Genomic DNA, 20203 nt, shown 5'->3' with positions numbered 1-20203 from the left:
GGCGGCGGCCCGCCCCACGCCCGGCTGTCGGTGCCGCGGCCTACCCTGGGGCGGGCGTGCGGGGAGGCAGGGGAGGCAGGGGAGGCAGGGTGTGGCCGGGGAGGGGTGTTCGGGGGGAGTCGTGCGGGAGGCCGCCCCGGGGCGGGACTCCGGGGCGTCTATACACGGGCTGCGGCCCTCGGGGCGTCCCGGCCCTACTACCCTTGAGGCGTGACCATTCGCCTGTACGACACCAGCGCCCGGCAGATCCGTGACTTCACCCCGATCGTCCCGGGTTGCGTCTCGATCTACCTGTGCGGTGCCACCGTGCAGGCCGCCCCGCACATCGGCCACATCCGGTCGGGGCTCGACTTCGACATCCTGCGCCGGTGGCTGCTCCACCGCGGCTACGACGTGACGTTCATCCGCAACGTCACCGACATCGACGACAAGATCATCTCCAAGTCCGCGGACCAGGGCCGCCCCTGGTGGGCCATCGGGTACGAGAACGAGCGCGCCTTCAACGACGGCTACGAGGCGCTCGGCTGCCTCCCGCCCACGTACGAGCCGCGGGCCACCGGGCACGTGCCCGAGATGATCGAGATGATGCGCGCGCTCATCGACTCCGGGCACGCCTACGCCGCCGACGGCAACGTGTACTTCGACGTGCGCTCGTACCCCGGCTACCTCGCCCTGTCCAACCAGGAGCTGGACAACCTCCGCCAGCCCGAGGGCGAGGGGGAGACCGGCAAGCGCGACCAGCGGGACTTCGCCATGTGGAAGGCCGCCAAGCCCGGCGAGCCGTCCTGGGAGACCCCCTGGGGCCGCGGCCGGCCCGGCTGGCACCTGGAGTGCTCGGCGATGGCCCACAAGTACCTGGGCTCCCGCTTCGACATCCACGGCGGCGGCATCGACCTCGTCTTCCCGCACCACGAGAACGAGATCGCGCAGTCCAAGACCTTCGGCGACGAGTTCGCCGACTACTGGCTGCACAACGCCTGGGTGACCATCGCCGGCGAAAAGATGGCCAAGTCGCTCGGCAACTCGGTGCTCATCTCCGAGATGGTCAAGCGCTGGCGCCCCATCGTCCTCCGCTACTACCTGGGCACCCCGCACTACCGCTCCACCATCGAGTACAGCGAGGAGGCCCTGCGCGAGGCCGAGTCGGCGTTCGCGCGCATCGAGGGCTTCGTGCAGCGGGTGGTGGAGAAGGCGGGCGGGCCCGTCGCGCCCGCCGCCGACGTGCCGCCCGCGTTCGCCGAGGCGATGGACGACGACCTCGGAGTGCCGCAGGCCCTCGCCGTCGTGCACACCACCGTCCGGCAGGGCAACGCCGCCCTCTCCGCGGACGACAAGGAAGCCGCCGTCGCCCGCCTCGCCGAGGTGCGCGCCATGCTGGGCGTGCTCGGCCTCGACCCGCTCGACCCGCAGTGGACGGGGGCCGGTGACGCCGGCCGCGGCGCGGATCTGCACGGGGCCGTCGACACGCTCGTCCGGCTGGTGCTGGAGCAGCGCGAGGCGGCGCGGGCGCGCAAGGACTACGCCGCCGCGGACGCCATCCGCGACCAGCTCCAGCAGTCGGGCCTCGCCATCGAGGACACCCCGGACGGGCCGCGCTGGACGCTCTGCTGACCGGCGGAGCAGGGCGTACGAGCCCGGCTGTGCCGCCCGGCGGGCCGGGCGGCACACTCATGACGTAGAGAACGACGATCGCAGAAGCAGGTGGAAGCCCCATGGCCGGGAACAGTCAGCGCCGAGGCCGCAGAACGGCGAGCAAGAAGGGCGCGACCAAGGGCAGCGGCGGCAAGGGCCGCCGCTCCCTCCAGGGCAAGGGCCCCACGCCGCCCGCCGAGCAGCGCCCCGGGCACGCCAGGCAGCGCGCCGCCAACGCGCGCTCGAAGAGGGCCGCCGCCGCCCGCCCGGCCGCGAGGCGCCGGGGCGGGAAGGGCAGCAGCGAGCTGGTCGTCGGGCGCAATTCGGTGTACGAGGCGCTGCGCGACGGCGTGCCCGCCACCACGCTCTACGTCCAGCAGTACGTCGACAGCGACGACCGGGTGCGCGCCGCCCTCCAGCTCGCCGGCGACCGCGGCGACGTCCACCTCATGGAGGCGCCGCGCCCCGAGCTGGACCGGATGACGGACGGCCTGAACCACCAGGGCCTGGTGCTCCAGGTCCCGCCCTACGAGTACGCCCACCCCGAGGACCTCCTCGACGCCGCCGCCGAGGACGCCGAGGACCTGCTGGCCGTCGCCCTCGACGGGGTCACCGACCCGCGCAACCTCGGCGCCGTGGTCCGCTCCGTCTCCGCCTTCGGCGGCCACGGCGTCGTCATCCCGGAGCGCCGGGCGGCGGGCATGACCGCGGGCGCGTGGAAGTCCTCCGCGGGCACGGCGGCGCGCACCCCGGTGGCGCGGGCGACGAACCTGACGCGCGCGCTGGAGGCGTACCAGAAGGCCGGCGTGATGGTCGTCGGGCTCGCCGCCGACGGCGAGGTCGAGCTGCCGGACCTGGACCTGCTGGACGGCCCGGTGTGCATCGTGGTCGGCAGCGAGGGCAAGGGCCTGTCGCGGCTGGTGGGGCAGACGTGCGACGTACGGGTGCGGATCCCGATGCCCGGCGGCGCGGAGTCGCTGAACGCGGGCGTCGCGGCCGGTGTGGTGCTGTACGAGGCGGCGCGCCGGAGGGCGTGACCGCCGTACGGGACGGCGTGCGGCGAATCGGAACGAGCCCCTGCGAACGGTGTGTTTGACCGGCCTCCGACACAAAAGGGTTCTGTCAGGCAGTGTCTTCACGGCGCGTCACTCGGTTAGTGGAGCGTGGACACCAGAACACCGCCCACCCCCACGGGTGGTAGCGCCCAGGAGCCCGAGGACACCGGCCGGCTGACGATGGTGCGGGTGCCGAGCGAGCCCACCCGGATCAACGTCGACAACCCCAGTTTCCGGGTCCGGCTCGGACCCTCGTCCCGCCGCACGCTCGCCGCGGCGGGCGCGCCGCTGTACGGGGGCGGCGGGTACGAGCCCGCCCTCGTCGGCGCGGGCGTGGGCGCCGGGGCGGTGGGCGCCGGGACCGTCGGCGCCGCCGGGGCCGGGCGGCGGCGGGTGCCCGTGGTGTGGACGGGGCGCGTGGACGACACCGCTGCCGGGCGGCTGCTCCAGGCCATCCCCCGGGGCGACGCGGGACCGCACCCCGCGGGCGGCGCCGACGCGGCGCCGACGCAGTTCCTGCCCCGCTACGACGGCGCCACGCAGGTGCTCCCGCCCATGGACGACGCCACCCACCGGCTGCCCCGCATCGACGCCTCCGGCATGCCGCCGGGGGCGGCCGCCGACGCGACGCAGGTGCTCCCGCGCATCCCGGAGCCCGCCGGCCCGTACGCGGCCGGCCACCCCGGGGCGTACGGCCCCGGGGACGGCCCGTACGACGACGGGCAGGGCGGCTACGACGCGCCGTACGAGCTCGACGCCGAGCCGGGCGGAGCCGGAGCCGGACCCGGGGACGGCCGCCGCACCCAGCGCCACGGCGCCGACCCCGTGCGGCACGCCTACTACCCCGGGCGCCGGATGAACCTCGGCGTCGTCCTGCTGCCTCTGCGCATCGTCCTCGGCCTCGTCTCCCTCTACGCCGGCATGGGCAAGCTCAGCGACCCGCTCTTCTTCGACGGCGGCGAGCACGGCTCGATGCGGAGCTGGCTGGAGCGGATGGACCCGTGGTTCATCGCCAGGCCGCTCTACGACTTCGGGCTCGCGCACCCCGTCGGCACCGGGCTGACGGTGGCGTTCCTGCAGATCATCGTCGGGGTGCTGACGATCTGCGGGCTGTGGCAGCGGCTCGCCGCTGCCATCGGCGGGCTGCTCGCGCTCGGGCTGCTGGTGACGGTGGCGTGGCAGACGTCCTCCGCGTACGACGCGACGGACGCCCTCTTCCTCGCCGCCTGGTCCCCGCTCGTGATCGCGGGCGCACCCGTGTACTCCCTCGACGCCCGGCTCGCGGGCGAGGCGTGGCGGACGCTGGGGCCGCGCTCGGAACTGTGGGAGCTGCGCCGCCGGGTGCTGCGCCGCGGGACGGTGCTGGCCACGGTGATCGTCGGGCTCGCGCTCCTGGTCGGGTCGATGCTGGGGGCGGCGGTGCGGTCGTCGAGCACGGTACGGGTACCGGGCCCCGACGAGCCGCCGGTCAACCACCTGCCGGGCACCCCGCTGCCCGCCACGCCGGGCGGCAAGGCCCGGGGCGGCGACGCGGGTTCCGCGACCCCGTCGCGGGACGGCTCCGCGGAGCCGGGCGGCGAGGCGTCCTCCCCCGGTGCGGCGGGCGAGCCGGGTACGGAGGAGGCGGGCCCGGCGACGGAGTCGGGCAGCGTTCCCCCGGAGCAGCGGCAGCCGGCGGTGCCCCCGGCGTCGCAGCAGGCGCCGCCCCCGTCCGCCGAGAACCCGGCGCCGCCGCCCTCCCGCACGGGTTCCGGCGCGGACTCCGGCACCGCCCCGGCACCGGGCGCGGGCGCGCCGGAGTCGGGCGCCGACGGCGCGGGGAGCACGGGCGGCGGCGGCTCGACGGGCGGCGGGTCGACGGGCGGCGGCGGTGAGGAGAAGCCGAAGGGCCTGGTCGGCGGACTGCTCGGCTAGCCGCAGACGGTACGGGCCCGGGGCTCCCTCCGCGATACGGAGGGGGCCCCGGCCCGTACGGCCGCCGGCCCCCGCACCTATCCCCGGCGCAGTTCCTTCGCCGCCTCCGTCAGGTCCTTCGCCGTGTCGATGGCCCGCCAGTACGCCCCCTGCGGCAGCGGGAAGCCCGCCAGCCGGCGCTCCCGCGCCAGCCGCGGGAACGTCGTGCGCTCGTGGTCGCCGCGCTCCGGCAGCAGGTCGCGGAAGGCGGCGGAGAAGACGTACACCCCCGCGTTGATGAGATACGGCGACGGCGGCGCCTCGATGAAGTCGATGACGTGCCCGAACTGGTCCGTCTCCACCGCGCCCCACGGCATGTGCGGCCGCGCCAGCGCCAGCGTGGCGTCCGCGCCCCGCTCCTGGTGGAACGCGGCCATCGCGGCCAGCGAGAACCGGGTCCAGATGTCGCCGTTCGTCGCGTACCACGGCTCGTCGGGCCGCGGCAGCGACTCCGCCGCGAACTTCAGCCCGCCGCCGCGCCCCAGCGGCTCCTTCTCGACCACGCAGGTCACCTTCAGCGGCAGCTCCGTGGCGTCCAGCCAGTCCATCAGCACCTCGGCGAGATGCCCGCAGGACACCACCGCATCGGTGACGCCCTCGGCCGCCAGCCACGCCAGTTGGTGCCCGATGATGGGCACGCCGGTGCCGGGGATCTCGACCATCGGCTTGGGGCGGTCGTCGGTGTACGGACGAAGCCGTGACCCCTGCCCCCCGGCAAGGACCACGGCTTGAGTGGGTAGTGCTGCGGCTGCGGTCATACCCCGCACCCTAACCGGCCGGTAGCAAGGCCCCGCGGGTGCGGGGCCCTCTGCTCCCGGCCGGTGGCGGACGCCCTACTGGGCCGCGACGACCCCCGACGCGAACGCGGTGTCGCAGACGGGGCGCGAGAACGACTGCGCGCGGGCGACGCCGTACTTGGCGACCGCCGCCTCGCCCAGCGCGCGGGCGAGGCCGGCGCAGTGCCGCGCGAGCGACGGCCGGGCGTGCACCTCGCGCTGCAACTGCGTGAGCGCGGCACCCGGGTCCTTCTCCTGCAACTCGGCGATCAGCCGCTCCCGTAGCACCTCCTGCGGTGCGCGGGCGCCGGACCTGGCCGTGGCGCTCTCCGCGGAGGCGCTGAGCATCCGGGCGTCGGTCGAGGGCGACGCCCAGGGGACGGTGGCGACCGCGAGCGTACCCGACAGCACGAGTACGACGGGGAGGACGAATGCGATGGTTCTGCCGATACGGCGGGCTGCCTGTTTCACGAGGGCGATCGTAGCGACCGGTAGTGATTTGGCGACATTGAGTCACCCTGACGAGTGCGGTTGGACGGGAAATTCGAATTCCGTGTTGACGTGGACGTCGAACGAAGTGGCGGACTTTCCGACGTACTTGCCGTTACGCGCGGTACCCGGCGGCCGGAAACGCGCAACGGCGCCGCAGCCTTGAGGGGCTGCGGCGCCGTTCCGTGGGAACCGCCCGGCGGTGGCGCTCAGTCAGTCGCTGAGGCGCGCGCCGGTGGAGGTGGAGAACACGTGCGTCTCGCCGGAGCGCGGGACGATGTGGAGCGTGGCGCCCTTGTCCGGCACGGCGCGGCCGGAGACGCGGACGACCAGGTCCTTGTCCTCGCCGCCGACGTTCGCGGAACCGTAGACGTAGGCGTCGGCGCCCAGCTCCTCGACGACGTTCACCGTGACCGGCAGACCGGCGGGGGCGCCGTCCTTCTCCTTCGACAGGGTCTTGTCCGCGGGCGTGTCGCCGTTGGCGATGTCGAAGTGCTCGGGACGGACGCCGACGGTGACGGTGCGGTCGCCCTTGTCGGAGGCGGCGGCCAGGGCCTCGCGGCTGACGGGCACGACGCTGTTGCCGAACTTGACGCCGCCGTCGGTGATCGGCACCTCGACGAGGTTCATCGCGGGGGAGCCGATGAAGCCGGCGACGAACAGGTTCTCCGGCTTGTCGTACATCTCGCGCGGCGTGGCGACCTGCTGGAGCAGGCCGTCCTTGAGCACCGCGACCCGGTCGCCCATGGTCATGGCCTCGACCTGGTCGTGGGTGACGTACACGGTGGTGACGCCGAGGCGGCGCTGGAGGCCGGCGATCTGCGTACGGGTCTGGACGCGGAGCTTGGCGTCGAGGTTCGACAGCGGCTCGTCCATGAGGAACACCTGCGGCTCGCGGACGATCGCGCGGCCCATCGCGACACGCTGCCGCTGACCACCGGAGAGCGCCTTCGGCTTGCGGCCGAGGTACTCGGTGAGGTCGAGGATCTTGGCGGCGTCCTCGACCTTCTGCCGGATCTCGGTCTTCGGCACGCCGGCGATCTTGAGCGCGAAGCCCATGTTGTCGGCGACGGTCATGTGCGGGTAGAGCGCGTAGTTCTGGAACACCATGGCGATGTCCCGGTCCTTCGGGGGCAGGTGGGTGACGTCGCGGTCGCCGATGTGGATGGTGCCGGAGTTCACGTCCTCCAGGCCCGCGAGCATCCGCAGGGAGGTGGACTTGCCGCAGCCGGACGGGCCGACCAGGACGAGGAACTCGCCGTCCTCGATGGAGATCTCCAGCTCGCTGACCGCGGGCTTCTCCGAGCCCGGGTAGACCCGGGTGGCCTTGTCGAACGAAACCGTTGCCATGGTGTTTCCCTTCACCGGCAGGAACGTGCCGGACGATCCGAGTAAAGGATGTGGTCCAGTCCACTGAGTGAACCTTGGCGCTGACCGTACCTGCCGGTCAGGCCCCTTGTCACCACCTGGAAGGTCCCGAAAACGCATCACCGCGCCGCGCGGCGCCCCGGTTACACTTCACGGGCGCGCCTCCTTAGCTCAGCCGGTCAGAGCAACGCTCTTGTAAAGCGTAGGTCGTCGGTTCGAATCCGACAGGGGGCTCCAGAGGGGACCTGACCTGCACGTGTCCGCTCGTCTGCCCGCGGCGAAATGCGGAGGCGGCGGCACCGTCCCGCGTGCGATTCTTGTACGCCGATGAGTTCCGGCGTGCCCGCCGGTCTGTCTTGGTGGAACGACCGAGCCATCCAGTCCGCGGCCCCCGGCTGCGAGGTGACTGTGATCAGGAACCCCAGCGAGGAGCTGTCATGCGAGTGGCGATAACGAAACGTTTCTCCGCAGATGAAGCGGCGGAAGGCCGGACGCCGACCGTGGTGCGGCTGCTGGTGCTGGCGACGTTCGTGGTGATCCTCAACGAGACCATCATGATCAACGCGATCCCGCGGCTGATGGAGTCCATGGACGTCACCGAGCAGGCGGCGCAGTGGGTGTCCACCGCGTTCATGCTCACCATGGCCACCGTGATCCCCGTCACGGGCTGGTTCCTCCAGCGGGTCACCACGCGGCGCGCGTACGCCGTCGCCATGAGCACGTTCCTCGCCGGCACCGTCGTGTCGGCCGTCGCGCCGACCTTCGCCGTGCTGCTGGCCGGCCGGATCGTGCAGGCCGCCGGGACCGCCGTGATGATGCCGCTGCTCATGACCACCCTGATGGCGGTGGTGCCCTCGGAGCACCTCGGCAAGGTGATGGGCCACGTCACCCTGGCGATGTCCACCGCCCCCGCGCTGGGCCCGACCGTGTCCGGGTTGATCCTCCAGGCCGGCTCGTGGCGGCTGCTGTTCGTCGTGGTGCTGCCGATCGCCGCGCTGGTGACCGTCTTCGGGCTGCGCAAGCTGGAGAACATCGGCGAGCCGCAGGTCAGCTCCATCGACTGGGTCAGCGTCGGCGTGGCGACCTTCGGCTTCGGCGGCCTGGTCTACGGGCTGAGCCTCATCGGCGAGCACGACCGCAGGAGCACCGGCATCGGCATCGCCGTGGCCGGCCTCGTGGCCGTCGGCCTCTTCGCCTTCCGCCAGCTCCGGCTCCAGCGCAAGGGCACCCCGCTGATGGACCTGCGCACCCTGCGGTACGGGGCCTTCACCCGGTCGCTGGCCGTCATGTCCGTCGGCTTCCTGGCGATGATGGGCTCGATGATCCTGCTCCCCCTGTACCTGCAGAACGTCCGCGGCCTCAGCCCGCTGGAGACCGGCCTGCTGGTCATGCCGGGCGGTCTGGCGATGGGTCTGCTGGGCCCGACGGTCGGCAAGGTGTTCGACCGCTTCGGCAGCCGGGGTCTGGTGGTGCCGGGCTCGGCCGGTATCGCGGCGGCCCTCTTCGGCTACACGCAGATCTCCATGACGACGCCGTACGGGCTCATCCTCGCGCTGCACGTCATCCTCATGATCAGCCTGGCGGCGACCTTCACCCCGGTCTTCACCCTCGGCATGGGCGCGCTGCCTTCGCACCTCTACTCCTACGGCAGCTCCATCCTCGGCACCCTCCAGCAGGTCGCGGCGGCCTTCGGGACGGCGCTGGTGGTGACGGTGATGTCGTCCCGCGCCACGAGCCTGGTGGACGACGGCATGGCCCCGCTCCCCGCCCAGGTGAGCGGCATGAAGCTGGCCTTCGGCGTGGCGGCGGCCCTGGCCGTGGCGATGATCGCCCTGGCCGCCACCCTCCCGCGCCGGGTGGAGACCCCGCCCGCCGACGACACCGCGGACCCCGCCCCCGAGGCGGACCCGGAGCCCACCCCCGGCGAGCGCGTCACCGCGTAGGTGCGCCGCAGCACCATCGAGCGGTGCATCGCCAAGGCCGGACAATCGCGCGGCCTGGCCGGCCGCTACGACGAAACCGCCACCAGCTACCTCGCCGGAACCCCACCCCGCCGCCATCTTCGTCCGGCCGGAGCACGTCCGGGGCCCCGGCGACGCTCGTGCCCGGTCGCCTAGTCGGTGCCGGGCGGGGCCAGGCAGGCGGCGAGGTCTTCGCGTACGCGGCGCTGTCGCTCCTGCGGCAAGGGCGAGAAGAGCTGCTTCTCGACGGCCCGGACCGCGACGCTGGCCTGGTGCAGTGCCGTCTGCCCGGCCGGGGTGAGTTCCGCCAGCAGCGCGCGGCCGTGGGTCGCGTGGTCGGGTCTGGTGAGCAGATCGCGCTCCTGTAGCCGACGCAGGACGAGGTTCATCGACTGCCGGGTGACGAACGCGCGGCGGGCGAGCTCGGAGTTGGACAGGCCGGGATGCCTGCCGAGCAGTTCGAGGCACGCGTACTGCGGGACGGTCAGGTCCAGGGGCCGCAGGGCCTCGTCCATCGCGGTGCGCAGGGCGGCGTGCACCTGCTTGACGACGTACCCGACCGAGAGTTCCAGCTCCCCGACCGTCTCTGGTTGCTCCATGTCAGCAGTCTGACATACGTTGGATGTCAGTAAGCTGACATAGGAGTACGCATGAGCGGACAGGTCACCTACTTCGAGCTGCCCAGCAGCGACATCGCGGCCACCCGGCAGTTCTGGGGCACGCTGTTCGGCTGGACGTTCCACGAGGGCAACTTTCCGGGTTACTCGATGATCCAGGGGCCAGAGCCGATGGGCGGGGCGCCGCACGACGACGCGTCACGGCACCCGCGGATCTACTTCGCGGTCGACGACATCGAGGCCGCCGTGGCCCGGGTGCGCGAGCTGGGCGGCACGGCGGAGGACCCGGTCACCATCCCGTCCGGCGCGTACGCCCACTGCACCGACGACCAGGGCGTGGAGTTCAGCCTGTCGCAAGAGGCGGGAGGCCGCGCTTGAGCCGGAACGACGCCGGCGAACCGGGGGAGGGGCGGTCCGGCCGGCACGTACGACCGCTGCTCCCTCTGGCGTTGGCCACCTTCGCGGTCGGCACCGACGCGTTCGTGCTGGCGGGACTCCTGCCCGCCATCGCCGGCGACCTGGGCGTGAGCATCCCGGCCGCGGGCCAGTTGGTGACGGTGTTCGCGCTCACGCTCGCCGTCGCGGCGCCGGTGCTGAGCTGGCTGCTGAGTCCGCTGGACCGCCGGAAGGCACTGCAACTGGCCCTGATCGCCTTCGTCGTCGGCAATGTCCTGACCGCGGTCAGCCCGACCTACCTGCTGGCACTCCTCGCCCGGATCGTCACCGCGCTGGGGGCGGCCACCATCACGGCCACCGCGTCGAGCGCGGCCGTCGCGATCACGCCGCCCGAACGCCGGGGACGCGCGATGGCGTTGGTCATCGGCGGTCTGACCCTGTCCACCGCCCTGGGCATGCCCCTGGGCAACCTGCTCGGCAGTGTGGACTGGCGCCTCACGCTGTGGGCGGTGGCCGCCCTGGGCGTCGTGGCGGCGATCGGCGTCTCCGTCGCGCTGCCCTCGCTCATGCTCCCGGCCACGGGTCTCTCCGCCCGCCTGGCTCCGCTGCGCCGGCCCGAGGTGCTCACCATCCTGGCGGCGACGCTGCTGGTGATGGCCGGGCACTACACCGTCTACACCTATATCGGGGCGATGACCGCCGACATCACGGCCGGAGCGTTCTCCCGGGCGCTCACCATGATTCTCTTCGCCTGGGGCGTCGGCGTTCTCGCCGGCAACTTCTTCGCCGGCCACCTCGTGGACAAGCGTCCGATGCTCGGCGTCGCGACCGCCGCGCTCGCCGCCGGCACCGTGCTCCTCGCGATCAGTCCCCTCGCGGTCGAGCACCTGGTCGTCGCGGCCGTCTGGGCGGTCGTCTGGGGCGCGAGCGACGGAATGGCCTCGGTCGTGCAGCAACACCGCCTGGTGACCCTCGCACCCGCCTCGGCGCCGGTCCTCCTCGGACTGAACTCCTCCGCGATCTACATCGGCGTCGCGGTGAGCGGTGGCTTCGGCGGCCTCGCCCAGGACTGGCTGTCGGTCACCCTGCTCGGCCTTCCCGCCGCCGCCCTGGCTCTGGTCGCGACGGCGGTCACCGTCGCCGAGGGGAGAGCGGGCCGAGCGGCGACGGCGCCGCAGGTACCCGAGCGCGAGTACGCCCGGTGACAGAGGCGACGGGCTTTCCCGCCCGGTCCCGCGCCGTTCCGTCGAGGCCGGTTCCTTGGGAGCACGTTGCCGGCCGGATGAAGATGGTGGCGCTTTCGTCGTAGCGGGTGGCCGGGCCGGGCCATGGTGTGAGCCCGGGGAAACGCCCTGGACCCGGTCCGGCGTGCGGCGGCATCCGGGCCTGGGGGCACCCCCGGGCGGCGCCGGCGCTCACCTGGCGTCGTCCGAGAGTGCCCCGTACAGGAAGACCTCCACCAGCTCCCGCGGGGTCAGGTCGGTCTCGTCCGCCGTGCGCGGCTGGGTGAAGAGCAGCCCGAAGAAGAGGGCCGCGATCTGCTCCGGCGGCCGGCGCAGGGCGGCCCTGTCGGGCTCCAGCAACTCCGTGAGGGCCGCGCGGATACGGATCGTCGACTCGTGCCGGCCCGCGCCGCGCACCGTGCCGGGGTGTTTGCCGCCGCGGTGCCCCAGCGAGCCGGCGATCGCGCCCATCCTGGACATGTGCGCCTCCAGCGCCTCGGCGGCCTCCGCGAGCCGGTCGGGCAGCGGTTGGGAGAGGTCGATCGCGTCGAGTTCGCGGACCGCGTGCTCGGGGGAGAGCGCCTCGGCCATGCATGCCTGGAGTAGCTCCTCCTTGTCGGCGAAGACCCGGAAGATCGTGCCCTCGCCGATCCCCGCGGCGCGGGCGATCTTCGCGGTCGTCACCGCGGCGCCGTACTCGGTGATCAGTGGGATGGCGGTCTGGGTGATCATTTCGCGGCGCTGCTCCGGCGACATTGCGGGGGCACGGCGGCGAGCGGTCTGGTTCTCCTTCGGTGAGGTCATGACGCCGAGCGTACGGAGTGAGGACTCACTCCGTCAATGAGTGAGTCCTCACTCCGAAGACTTCCGTACGGCTGGAGTGCCGGGGCGGCCCCGGGAACCCGGCGGGGGCGGTCGGGCGTCAGTCTTCTTGCGGGGCATGGCGTAGCCGGAGATGGGGTGGTCCGGGTGGATCCGGTTTCTGTGGGGCTGCTGGTGGCGCTGGCCGGTGGGGCCGGGGGTGAGATCGGGCGGGATGCCTGGGCCGGTCTGGTGCGGCTGGTGCGGATGCCGTTCCGGCGCGACGGCGGGGGCGACGCCGGCGGCGGCTCCGCCGAGGCGGAGCTGACGCGGCTCGCCGAGGAGCCGGCGGACGAGGCGCGCGCGCAGGCGCTGAGTACGGCGCTGGCCGTACGGGCCGCGCTGGACGGGGAGTTCCGGGCCGCGCTGCGGGCCTGGCACGAGGAACTGCCGCCGCTGCCGGGCGACGGCGCCGACTCGGTGAGCAACAGCGTCAGCGGTCAGGTCTGGAACGGCCCCGTCGTCCAGGGGCGCGACTTCCACGCCGCCCAGGGCATCCACATCGAGTCGGGCCCGCCGCCGGAGCGACCTCAGCGGTAGCAGTACGAGTCCGACGAGGCGTCCCCGCCCTGCAGATGCGTCTGGTGGACGCGGCGGCCCCGGAAGTCCGCCCCGTGCGGGAAGAACCGGTGGTCCACCGTGAGCCCGCCCGCCGCCGGGTCGGTGTCCAGCTTGACGAGCCACGGCTCCACGCCGTCCGGGTAGAACTGGTCGTCCCAGGAGCCGTAGAGGGAGTTCGTCAGGTACACGCGCCGTCCGTCGCGGCTCAGTTCGACCATCTGCGGCCCGCCCGTCAGCGGTGTCTCCGGCGCCGCGGGGTGCGGCGTCCGGGCGGTGATGCCGCCGAGGCGGGCGGAGGCCGTGCGGCGGGGGTGGAACGGGTCGCTCACGTCGTACTGCAGCAACTCGCCCGTGCCCCACGCCGAGACGTACAGCCAGCGGTCGTCGACCGACAGGTTGATGTCCGTCACCAGCGGCGGCACCGCGCCGAACGGCCGCAGCGCGGGCGGCAGTTCCGCCGGGTCCGCGGACTCGGCGGGGATCGTGATGACCTTGCGTACGGTGAACTCCCCGCCGCCCGGCTCGCGGTGCCACAGCCACACCGACGCCGACAGGTCCGCCACGCTCACCACCACCCCGGCGAAGCCCCAGGTTGCCTCCGGGTCGTGCGCCGGGCGCAGCTCCAGCACCATCTGGTGCTCGTCGCCGAGGTCGGCGCGCTGGAGGTGCCGGCCCGTGCCCAGCTCCCAGAAGTGCAGCGCGTGGCCGTACTTCCGGCCCAGCAGCAGCTCCGGGTCGACGCCCTCCTCCACCATCGACGGCGTCCCCCACTCGCTGGTCACCGCCACGTCGTGGTTCAGGTGCCACCACACGTCGTACGCGAGCCGCTGCGGCCCCCGGTCCGTCTCCCAGGCGCGCAGCACGTCGAACGTCTCGTGGTCCAGCAGCGCCACCCCGCCGGGTCCGTCCTCGCCGTTCGCGCCGCCGAGGCAGGAGAGGAACACGCCGTCGGGGCCGCAGTGCAGGGTGTGCGGGCGGGAGTAGCCGGCCTTGGCGGCGAGTTCGTCCGCCTCCACGGTCCTGACCAGCCGGGGGTGCGCCGGGTCGGGGTGGGTGTCGAAGACGTGCAGCCGGGAGGAGCGCAGGCCGGGGGCGAGGAGGTAGCGGCGCTCGGGGCTGTGGTGGCCGGCGTGGGCCAGGGCGCTGGAGCAGGCGTTCCAGCCGAAGTGGTGCAGTTCGTCGCCGAGGGTGGGCAGTTCGGTGACGCCCACGACCGTGCCGTACGCGGCGGAGGCCGGATCGGTGTCGAGGGTGAACAGCGCGTCGGGGCGGCGGGCGCCGCGGTCGAAGCCGACGACGTACGCCAGGCGTTCCGGCGGCGCGGCGGCGGCGTCGGCGGGGGTGCGGTAGAGCGTGGGGTCGCCGGGGTGGTGGCCCCGGTCCCCCTCCCCGTCCTCCTCGTGGTGTGCGTGGGCCTGTGCGGGTGCGTGACCGCCGTGGTCCGTCGTCATGTGCCACTCCGCGTACTCGGGGGTACGCGCACCGTAGCCGCGGCTCCGCGCGGCCCGTAAGGGGCCGGACGGCCCGGCCACACACCCGCAACACGCCCGCAACAGGCGGGCGGCCCCTACGCCTCGCAGATCTCCGGCGCCCGCTCCTTCATCCCCAGCAGGTCGAAGTAGTTCTGCCCGAGCGCGATCCGCCGGAACGCCTCGTCCCCCATCGCCTTGTTGATCCGGCTGGTCACCTCCAGCTCCTCCTTGTAGACCCCGAAGCTCTTGTCCCGCGACGCGACGAAGTCCGTCCCCGGGATCGCCTGCTCCGGATACGCGTCGAAGAGCGCCGCGTACTTCGCCCGCACCCCCGGCTTGCCGAAGTACATGTCCTCCAGCACCCGCCAGCTCAGGTCGAGCGTGAGGTTCGGGTGGCGCTCCAGGAGCCGCGCCATGAGGGCGATGTGCTCGTCCGGGTCCATGGCCGACAGCTCCTTGGAGAGCCCCATGTGCGCCCAGACGATCTTGTTGTGCGGATAGAGCCGCAGCACGCGCTCCATCAGGTGCAGATACCGCGTCGGGTCCTGGTCGTTGCCGAGGTCGGAGTGGATGGTGATCGGCATGTCGCGGCGGCGCAGCTCGGCCATGAACGGCGCCCAGCCGCTGATGTCCGCCTCGTCCGCGGGCTCGTGCTTGTTGGGCAGCAGGGCCTGCTTGATGAGGTTGACCTCGCCCATCCACTGGAACATCCCCGGGAACTCCCTGTCGAGCTGCCGCATCCCGCCCATGACGGTCTCCGGGTGGGCGAGGTCCGGATACGTCATGGACAGGGCCAGGTCGACGTCCTCCTGCTTGTGCTCGACGACGTTCTCGGCGTTGACGAAGTCGTTCTTGATGCTGGGGAGTACGGGCGTGCCGGGGCAGTCCAGGTAGTACGTGCAGGGGGAGTCCACCGGCAGCTTCTGCCCGATGCCGAAGACGCCGGCGTGCCGTACCCCGGTGCGCTTGAGGTAGCCGACCACCTCGCGGAACGGGACGGCCTCGCCGCCGAAGGGCCGGAAGTGCAGGTGCCCGTCGACGACCGAGGTGTACGGCTGGGTGCGGCGGTCGAAGCAGTCCTCCTCGGCCGCGGAGGCGGCGGACCCGGCGGTGGGCCCGAGGACGACGACGGCGGCGAGCCAGGTCGTGGCGGTGACGGCGGTCCTGCGACTCACGTACGGCACGCGGATCCCCTTCGGCGGTGGAGCGGGTGGAGCGACGACGAAGGGATTGTGTGATCACCGGGAGGCGAGCGGGAGCCCGCCCCGCCGCGTGGCGCGGGGGATGACCGAAACGGGCTACGACCGCGGTGCGCGCGGTGCGGGTGGGGCGTACGTACGGGGCCGTGCCGTACGTACGCGCGGGGCCGCGGGCGGCGGGGGCGCGGGGTGCGCGCGGGCCGTACGGAGCGCGGTCCCGCGCGTCACGTACGGCACCCGCAACCGGCCCGCCCGCGCCCCGCCGCCCTCCTCACACCCGCGCCGCCGCGTCCGCCAGGACCCGCCCCGCGCCCCGCGCGGCCTGAAGCGCCTCCTCGTGCTCCCGCGCGGCCTCCTCGCGCAGCGCCTCCATGCCGGGGGTGCTGGCCGCCAGGGTCAACTCGCGCTCGATCACGGTGAGGTCGGCCTGCCACAGGTCGACCAGGACCCGCCGCAGATACGGGGTCGAGTGGTCCCAGCCCGCCCGGGGCGCGCCCGGCTGGTAGCCGCCGCCCTTGCTGGTGACCAGCACGGTGGGCTTCTCCTTGAGTACGGGGGTGGTGGGCCCGGCGGCGTTGATGACCAGGTCGGCCCAGACCTTGAAGTGCTGGGAGACGCCGTAGTTGTAGAGCGGGACGGCGAGCAGGACGGCGTCGGCGCGGTCCAGCTCCGCGGCGAGCGCGGCGGCCAGCTCCATGGCCTGGAGCTGCGCGGGGGTGCGCTCGGGGGCGGGGGTGAAGCCGGCGGTGGTCGCCAGTGCCCAGGCGTCGGCGGGGAGCGGAGCGGTGCCGAGGTGGCGGCGCTCCACGGGGGTGCCGGGGTGGGTGCGGGCCCATTCGGCCTGGACGGTGTCGGCTATCTCGGCCGAGGCGGAGGAGCCGGGGAGGATGCTGGCGTCGATGCGGAAGAGCTTCATAGGGGTTCGTCTCCGTATGCAGGGTTGCGCGTGTTGCGCCGGACTCGCGATCCAGCATAAGCGGACTTTACCCCGGTTATATTCCTGACGATACGGTGGCGACCGTGGACGGTGACCTGATCCCCCTGGGGCGACCCCGCGCGGAGCGCGCGGACGCGGCACGAAACCGCAGGCTGCTGCTGGATACGGCCCGCCGGATGATCGCCGAGGAGGGCGCCGAGAACGTGACGATGGACGGCCTCGCGGAGCGGGCCGGGGTGGGGAAGGGGACGGTCTACCGCCGCTTCCGTACGCGGGCGGGGATCTTCGTCGCGCTCCTGGACGAGGAGGAGCGCGGCTTCCAGCAGCGCGTGCTCTCCGGCCCGCCGCCGCTGGGCCCGGGGGGCGATCCGGTGGACCGGCTGATCGCGTACGGGCAGGGGCGCATCACGTTCCTCCTCGACCACCACGCGGTGGCGCGCGCGGCGCTGGGCAGGAACCGGCCCGTACCGGTGGCGGTGCCGGGGCTGACGCAGATGCACATCCGCCTGCTGCTGGAACAGTCAGGCGTGGCCGCGGACCACCTCGACGCCCTGACCCTGCAACTCACCGGGGCCCTGGAGGGCCCGGTGCTGCTCTACGTCGCGACGCCCGCCCAGGAGGAAGGGGAGGCCACGCGCCACCTCGGGGCGCTGGCGGAGGGCTGGAAAGTCCTGGTCACGCGGGTCTGCCGCCCCTGGGCGGAACCGACCCGCAGCGGCGCGGCCGGTCAGTAGCTGAGGGTGAGGTCGATGTCGATCTCGTACGGGAGCGAGAGCTTCAGCCGGTCCGTGTGGATTCCCGTGAGCATGTAGTTCCGGGTGGCATCGTCCAACTGGTAAACGTGCACGACTGCTTGCTCGCGCTTTCTCTCGACCCGCCAGAAGTGCTGAATGCCCGCCTTCGCGTACTTCAGCGGCTTGGTCTCCCGGTCGCGATCGACGGATTCGGGCGAGACGACCTCGACGGCGAGGAGCACGTCCTGGGCCTGGAAACTGGTCTGCGCAAGTGTCGTCGCCGCGTCCCTCCGGACCACGACGAGGTCGGGCTCGGGCCGCTGCTGCTCGCTGATCACGACCGTCATCTCGCGCAGCACCGCCAGGTCGTCCGGGACTGTACGCCGTAGGCCGTTCTGCAAGAGCCCGACGGTCTCCGAATGGAAAATGCTCTGCGGTGTCCTGAAAACGAGGCTCCCGTCGATCAGCTCCGTGTGCGGAGGCAGGTCGGGGAGCGTGTCCAGGTCGTCGGCCGTATAGCCGCCGGAAGGCGGCATCGGCCATGCCGGGGTCGTGTGCTCCGGCTTCTTCGGCGGCATGCTCATAGCGGGTGCTCCCATGTGCCGGATCCTCGCCCGTACGACCAGCGCACCCCATCGGGAACGCCGATCTTGCCCCTCGAACGAGTGGCCTACCTTCGCCGCCTTGACGCCGACGGGGGCGCCGGTCCCGCCGACCGGCGCCCCCGTGCCGGGCCGCCCCCCTCGGGCCCCCGTGCCCGGCTACCCCCTCCGGCCGCCCCCTCAGGCCGGCGGGGCTGTCAGATGCCGCGGGACGTCAGGATGCGGTCGGCCGCGTTCACCGAGTCGACCAGGGGGTGCAGGGCCACCGCCCGGAGGGCCTTCGCGCGGCTGCTCGTGTCCGCCGCCGCGATCGTGGCGCGCTCCACGTCCTTCAGCGTCAGCATGAGGCCCAACTGGTCCGCCGCCGCCGGGCGCGTCGGGATCGGGTGGGCGCCCTGGGCGTCCACGCGGCAGGGGACCTCGATGACCGCCTCCGCGTCCAGACCCGGGATCGTGGTGCGGTTGGGGACGTTGAGGATCAGGGTGGCGTGCTCGTCGCGGGAGATGGCGCGCATCAGGGCCAGCGCGACCCGGTCGTAGCCGCCGCCGTCGAGGTCGCACGTGTCGCGCTGCCAGCCGCCGGTGCTCTCCCGGCTCTCCGCCATGTACGTCGCCTCGCGCTCCTTGCGCGTGCGCTCCCACACCGCCGCCGCCTCGCCCGGGTCGGCGGCCGCCGCGGCGTAGAACGCCGCCTGCTGCTCGCGCAGGAACTCGCCGCGGGTCGCGGGCGCGTCGCGCAGGGCGGCGATGGCCTCGCGGTTGAAGTAGTAGTAGTGCAGGTACTCGTTGGGCAGCGAGCCCAGCGCCTGCAGCCACTCGGCGCCGAAGAGCTTGCCCTCCTCGAAGGACTCCAGCGTGGCCGGGTCGGCGAGCAGCGCCGGGAGGCGGTCCTCGCCGTCGACGAGGATGCGGCGCAGCCAGCCGAGGTGGTTGAGGCCCACGTAGTCGAGTTCGGTGCGCTCCGGGTCGACGCCGAGGGCGCGGGCGGCGCGGCGGGCCATGCCGACGGGGGAGTCGCAGATGCCGATGACGCGGTCGCCGAGGAGGCGCTGCATGGCCTCGGTGACCATGCCCGCGGGGTTGGTGAAGTTGATGACCCAGGCGTTCGGGGCGACGGCCGCGACCCGCTCGGCGATGTGCATGGCGGCGGGCACGGAGCGCAGCCCGTACAGGACGCCGCCGGCGCCGACGGTCTCCTGGCCGAGCAACCCCTCGGTGAGCGCGGCGCGTTCGTCGCGGCTGCGGCCCTCGAGGCCGCCGGCGCGGATGGCGGAGAAGACGAAGTCGGTGTCGCGCAGGGCGTCGTCGAGATCGGTGGTGGTACGGACCGCCGGCGGCCGGGCGCCTCTGGCCTCCCCGTCCGCCGCGTGCTGCGCGAGGACGGCGGCGATGGCTTCCAGGCGCCGCGGCTCCGTGTCGTACAGGACGAACTCGGTGCACCGCCCCGACTCGTCACCGCTGTCTTCGAGCAGGGCCCGGAACACCAGCGGCACGCGGAACCCGCCGCCGCCCAGCACTGTCAGCCTCATACCGTGATTACCTCCACACCGGCCTCGCCGAAGGCGGCGAGGGTCACCGGGTCCGATGACGTGTTCGTGATGAGCATGTGCACGTCCTCGGGGCCGCAGATGCGGACGAGCCCCGAGTCGCCGGGGAACTTGCCCGCGCTGGCGAGCAGCACCACCTGCCGGGACGCCTTGATCATGGCGCGCTTGACCGGGACCTCGACGTGGGTGCTGTCCAGCACGCTGCCGTCGGGGAGGATCCCGCTGGCGCCGAGGAAGAGGCGGCCGACGTAGAGCTCACGGAGGTTGGACTCGGTGAGTACGCCGACGACCGAGCGGTAGTTCCGCCGGACCTCGCCGCCGAGCAGGATCAGGGTGACCGCGTGGTCGTCGCGGAGTTCCTCGTAGACCGCGAGATTGCTGGTGACGATCGTCACAGGGCGGCCGCGCAGCCGCTGGGCCAGGGCCAGCGTGGTGGTGCCGATGTCGAGCAGCACCACGTCGCCGTCCTCGATCAGCTCGGCGGCGCGGGCGGCGACCGCCTCCCGGCCGCCGGGGTCGTCGTCCGCGACCTCGGCGAAGGGTCTCTCGTCGTCCGCGCGGGCCGCTACGGCGCCGCCGTAGACCCGGGTGAGGCGGCCGGCGCGACCCAGTTCGGTGAGGTCGCGGCGGGCCGTGGCCTCGCTGACGCCGAGCCGCTTGGCGATGTCCCGTACGGGCAGCACGCCCTCGTCGCCGAGGATGCTGAGCAGCTTCTCGTGGCGCGTCTCTCGCAGCATGGACCGCAATGTACTCCACGTGAGCGAGTTTGCGCGAGTGTGAGTGACCTCTTGCAAATTCCGTCGCGGCGGTGCAAGGTGTC

Annotated in this window: 19 protein-coding genes and 1 tRNA gene; 9 read left to right on the top strand and 11 right to left on the bottom strand. The window is 73.0% G+C overall.

What is annotated here, in order from left to right; translation table 11 throughout:
* Positions 1-210 precede the first annotated feature (210 nt).
* The 3 genes from cysS to DMB38_RS14215 all read left to right on the top strand — a co-directional run bounded on the left by cysS (position 211) and on the right by DMB38_RS14215 (position 4601).
* The gene (gene cysS / locus DMB38_RS14225; RefSeq protein ID WP_125935499.1) at positions 211-1611 is read left to right on the top strand and encodes a cysteine--tRNA ligase; all 1401 of its coding nucleotides are present in this window, start codon (positions 211-213) and stop codon (positions 1609-1611) included.
* A 101-nt stretch (positions 1612-1712) separates the two neighbouring features.
* Positions 1713-2669, top strand: a complete 957-nt coding sequence (rlmB, locus tag DMB38_RS14220; protein ID WP_125935498.1) for a 23S rRNA (guanosine(2251)-2'-O)-methyltransferase RlmB — start codon at positions 1713-1715, stop codon at positions 2667-2669.
* Positions 2670-2867: 198 nt separating this feature from the next.
* A complete protein-coding gene (locus DMB38_RS14215) occupies positions 2868-4601 on the top strand; it encodes a DoxX family membrane protein (protein ID WP_125939030.1) in 1734 nt (577 codons plus the stop codon).
* Positions 4602-4678: 77 nt separating this feature from the next.
* Here DMB38_RS14215 and DMB38_RS14210 read toward each other — a convergent pair whose 3' ends face one another.
* The 3 genes from DMB38_RS14210 to ugpC all read right to left on the bottom strand — a co-directional run bounded on the left by DMB38_RS14210 (position 4679) and on the right by ugpC (position 7255).
* Positions 4679-5398, bottom strand: a complete 720-nt coding sequence (locus DMB38_RS14210; protein WP_125935497.1) for a nucleotidyltransferase family protein — start codon at positions 5396-5398, stop codon at positions 4679-4681.
* A 75-nt stretch (positions 5399-5473) separates the two neighbouring features.
* Positions 5474-5887, bottom strand: coding sequence for a hypothetical protein (locus DMB38_RS14205; RefSeq protein ID WP_125935496.1), 414 nt, complete (start codon positions 5885-5887; stop codon positions 5474-5476).
* 231 nt (positions 5888-6118) lie between these two features.
* Positions 6119-7255: a sn-glycerol-3-phosphate ABC transporter ATP-binding protein UgpC gene (ugpC, locus tag DMB38_RS14200; protein WP_125935495.1), complete on the bottom strand. Its 1137-nt coding sequence runs from the start codon at positions 7253-7255 to the stop codon at positions 6119-6121.
* 178 nt (positions 7256-7433) lie between these two features.
* On the opposite strand from ugpC, the gene DMB38_RS14195 reads away from it, so the two are divergent.
* Positions 7434-7510, top strand: a tRNA-Thr gene (locus DMB38_RS14195).
* 200 nt (positions 7511-7710) lie between these two features.
* Complete coding sequence (locus tag DMB38_RS14190) at positions 7711-9216, top strand: MDR family MFS transporter (RefSeq protein WP_125935494.1); 1506 nt, start codon at positions 7711-7713, stop codon at positions 9214-9216.
* Between the two features lie 170 nt (positions 9217-9386).
* Here DMB38_RS14190 and DMB38_RS14185 read toward each other — a convergent pair whose 3' ends face one another.
* Entirely contained in the window at positions 9387-9833 is a 447-nt protein-coding gene (locus DMB38_RS14185; RefSeq protein WP_125935493.1) for a MarR family transcriptional regulator, read from the bottom strand.
* A gap of 51 nt (positions 9834-9884) precedes the next feature.
* On the opposite strand from DMB38_RS14185, the gene DMB38_RS14180 reads away from it, so the two are divergent.
* Positions 9885-10229, top strand: a complete 345-nt coding sequence (locus tag DMB38_RS14180) for a VOC family protein (protein WP_125935492.1) — start codon at positions 9885-9887, stop codon at positions 10227-10229.
* Complete coding sequence (locus DMB38_RS14175) at positions 10226-11452, top strand: MFS transporter (RefSeq protein WP_240662218.1); 1227 nt, start codon at positions 10226-10228, stop codon at positions 11450-11452. The genes DMB38_RS14180 and DMB38_RS14175 overlap by 4 nt, the downstream gene beginning before the upstream one ends.
* A gap of 210 nt (positions 11453-11662) precedes the next feature.
* On the opposite strand, the gene DMB38_RS14170 is transcribed toward DMB38_RS14175, so the two are convergent.
* A complete protein-coding gene (locus DMB38_RS14170) occupies positions 11663-12274 on the bottom strand; it encodes a TetR/AcrR family transcriptional regulator (protein ID WP_125935491.1) in 612 nt (203 codons plus the stop codon).
* 165 nt (positions 12275-12439) lie between these two features.
* Between DMB38_RS14170 and DMB38_RS14165 the strand changes: the two genes are divergently transcribed.
* Positions 12440-12871 carry a hypothetical protein gene (locus DMB38_RS14165; RefSeq protein WP_240662216.1) on the top strand — a complete coding sequence of 144 codons (432 nt, stop codon included), beginning with the start codon at positions 12440-12442 and terminating at the stop codon, positions 12869-12871.
* Here the strand turns inward: DMB38_RS14165 and DMB38_RS14160 are convergent.
* The 3 genes from DMB38_RS14160 to DMB38_RS14145 all read right to left on the bottom strand — a co-directional run bounded on the left by DMB38_RS14160 (position 12862) and on the right by DMB38_RS14145 (position 16479).
* On the bottom strand, positions 12862-14343 hold the full coding sequence (locus tag DMB38_RS14160) for a selenium-binding protein SBP56-related protein (RefSeq protein WP_125935490.1): 1482 nt from the start codon (positions 14341-14343) through the stop codon (positions 12862-12864). The two genes, DMB38_RS14165 and DMB38_RS14160, sit on opposite strands and share 10 nt — an antisense overlap.
* A gap of 116 nt (positions 14344-14459) precedes the next feature.
* The gene (locus tag DMB38_RS14155) at positions 14460-15548 is read right to left on the bottom strand and encodes an amidohydrolase family protein (protein WP_125935489.1); all 1089 of its coding nucleotides are present in this window, start codon (positions 15546-15548) and stop codon (positions 14460-14462) included.
* A 286-nt stretch (positions 15549-15834) separates the two neighbouring features.
* The gene (locus DMB38_RS14145; RefSeq protein WP_125935488.1) at positions 15835-16479 is read right to left on the bottom strand and encodes an NAD(P)H-dependent oxidoreductase; all 645 of its coding nucleotides are present in this window, start codon (positions 16477-16479) and stop codon (positions 15835-15837) included.
* 95 nt (positions 16480-16574) lie between these two features.
* Between DMB38_RS14145 and DMB38_RS14140 the strand changes: the two genes are divergently transcribed.
* Entirely contained in the window at positions 16575-17234 is a 660-nt protein-coding gene (locus tag DMB38_RS14140) for a TetR/AcrR family transcriptional regulator (protein WP_125935487.1), read from the top strand.
* Here DMB38_RS14140 and DMB38_RS14135 read toward each other — a convergent pair.
* From DMB38_RS14135 to DMB38_RS14125, 3 genes are all read right to left on the bottom strand, one after another.
* Positions 17228-17818 carry a Uma2 family endonuclease gene (locus DMB38_RS14135; protein ID WP_125939027.1) on the bottom strand — a complete coding sequence of 197 codons (591 nt, stop codon included), beginning with the start codon at positions 17816-17818 and terminating at the stop codon, positions 17228-17230. The two genes, DMB38_RS14140 and DMB38_RS14135, sit on opposite strands and share 7 nt — an antisense overlap.
* Before the next feature lie 215 nt (positions 17819-18033).
* Positions 18034-19365, bottom strand: coding sequence for a 6-phospho-beta-glucosidase (locus DMB38_RS14130; RefSeq protein ID WP_206337692.1), 1332 nt, complete (start codon positions 19363-19365; stop codon positions 18034-18036).
* On the bottom strand, positions 19362-20120 hold the full coding sequence (locus tag DMB38_RS14125) for a DeoR/GlpR family DNA-binding transcription regulator (RefSeq protein ID WP_125935486.1): 759 nt from the start codon (positions 20118-20120) through the stop codon (positions 19362-19364). The genes DMB38_RS14130 and DMB38_RS14125 overlap by 4 nt, the downstream gene beginning before the upstream one ends.
* Between the last annotated feature and the right edge of the window lie 83 nt (positions 20121-20203).

The organism is Streptomyces sp. WAC 06738 (genome assembly GCF_003945505.1).
Classification (GTDB): Bacteria; Actinomycetota; Actinomycetes; order Streptomycetales; family Streptomycetaceae; genus Streptomyces.
This window is presented reverse-complemented; position numbering and strand designations above follow the sequence as displayed.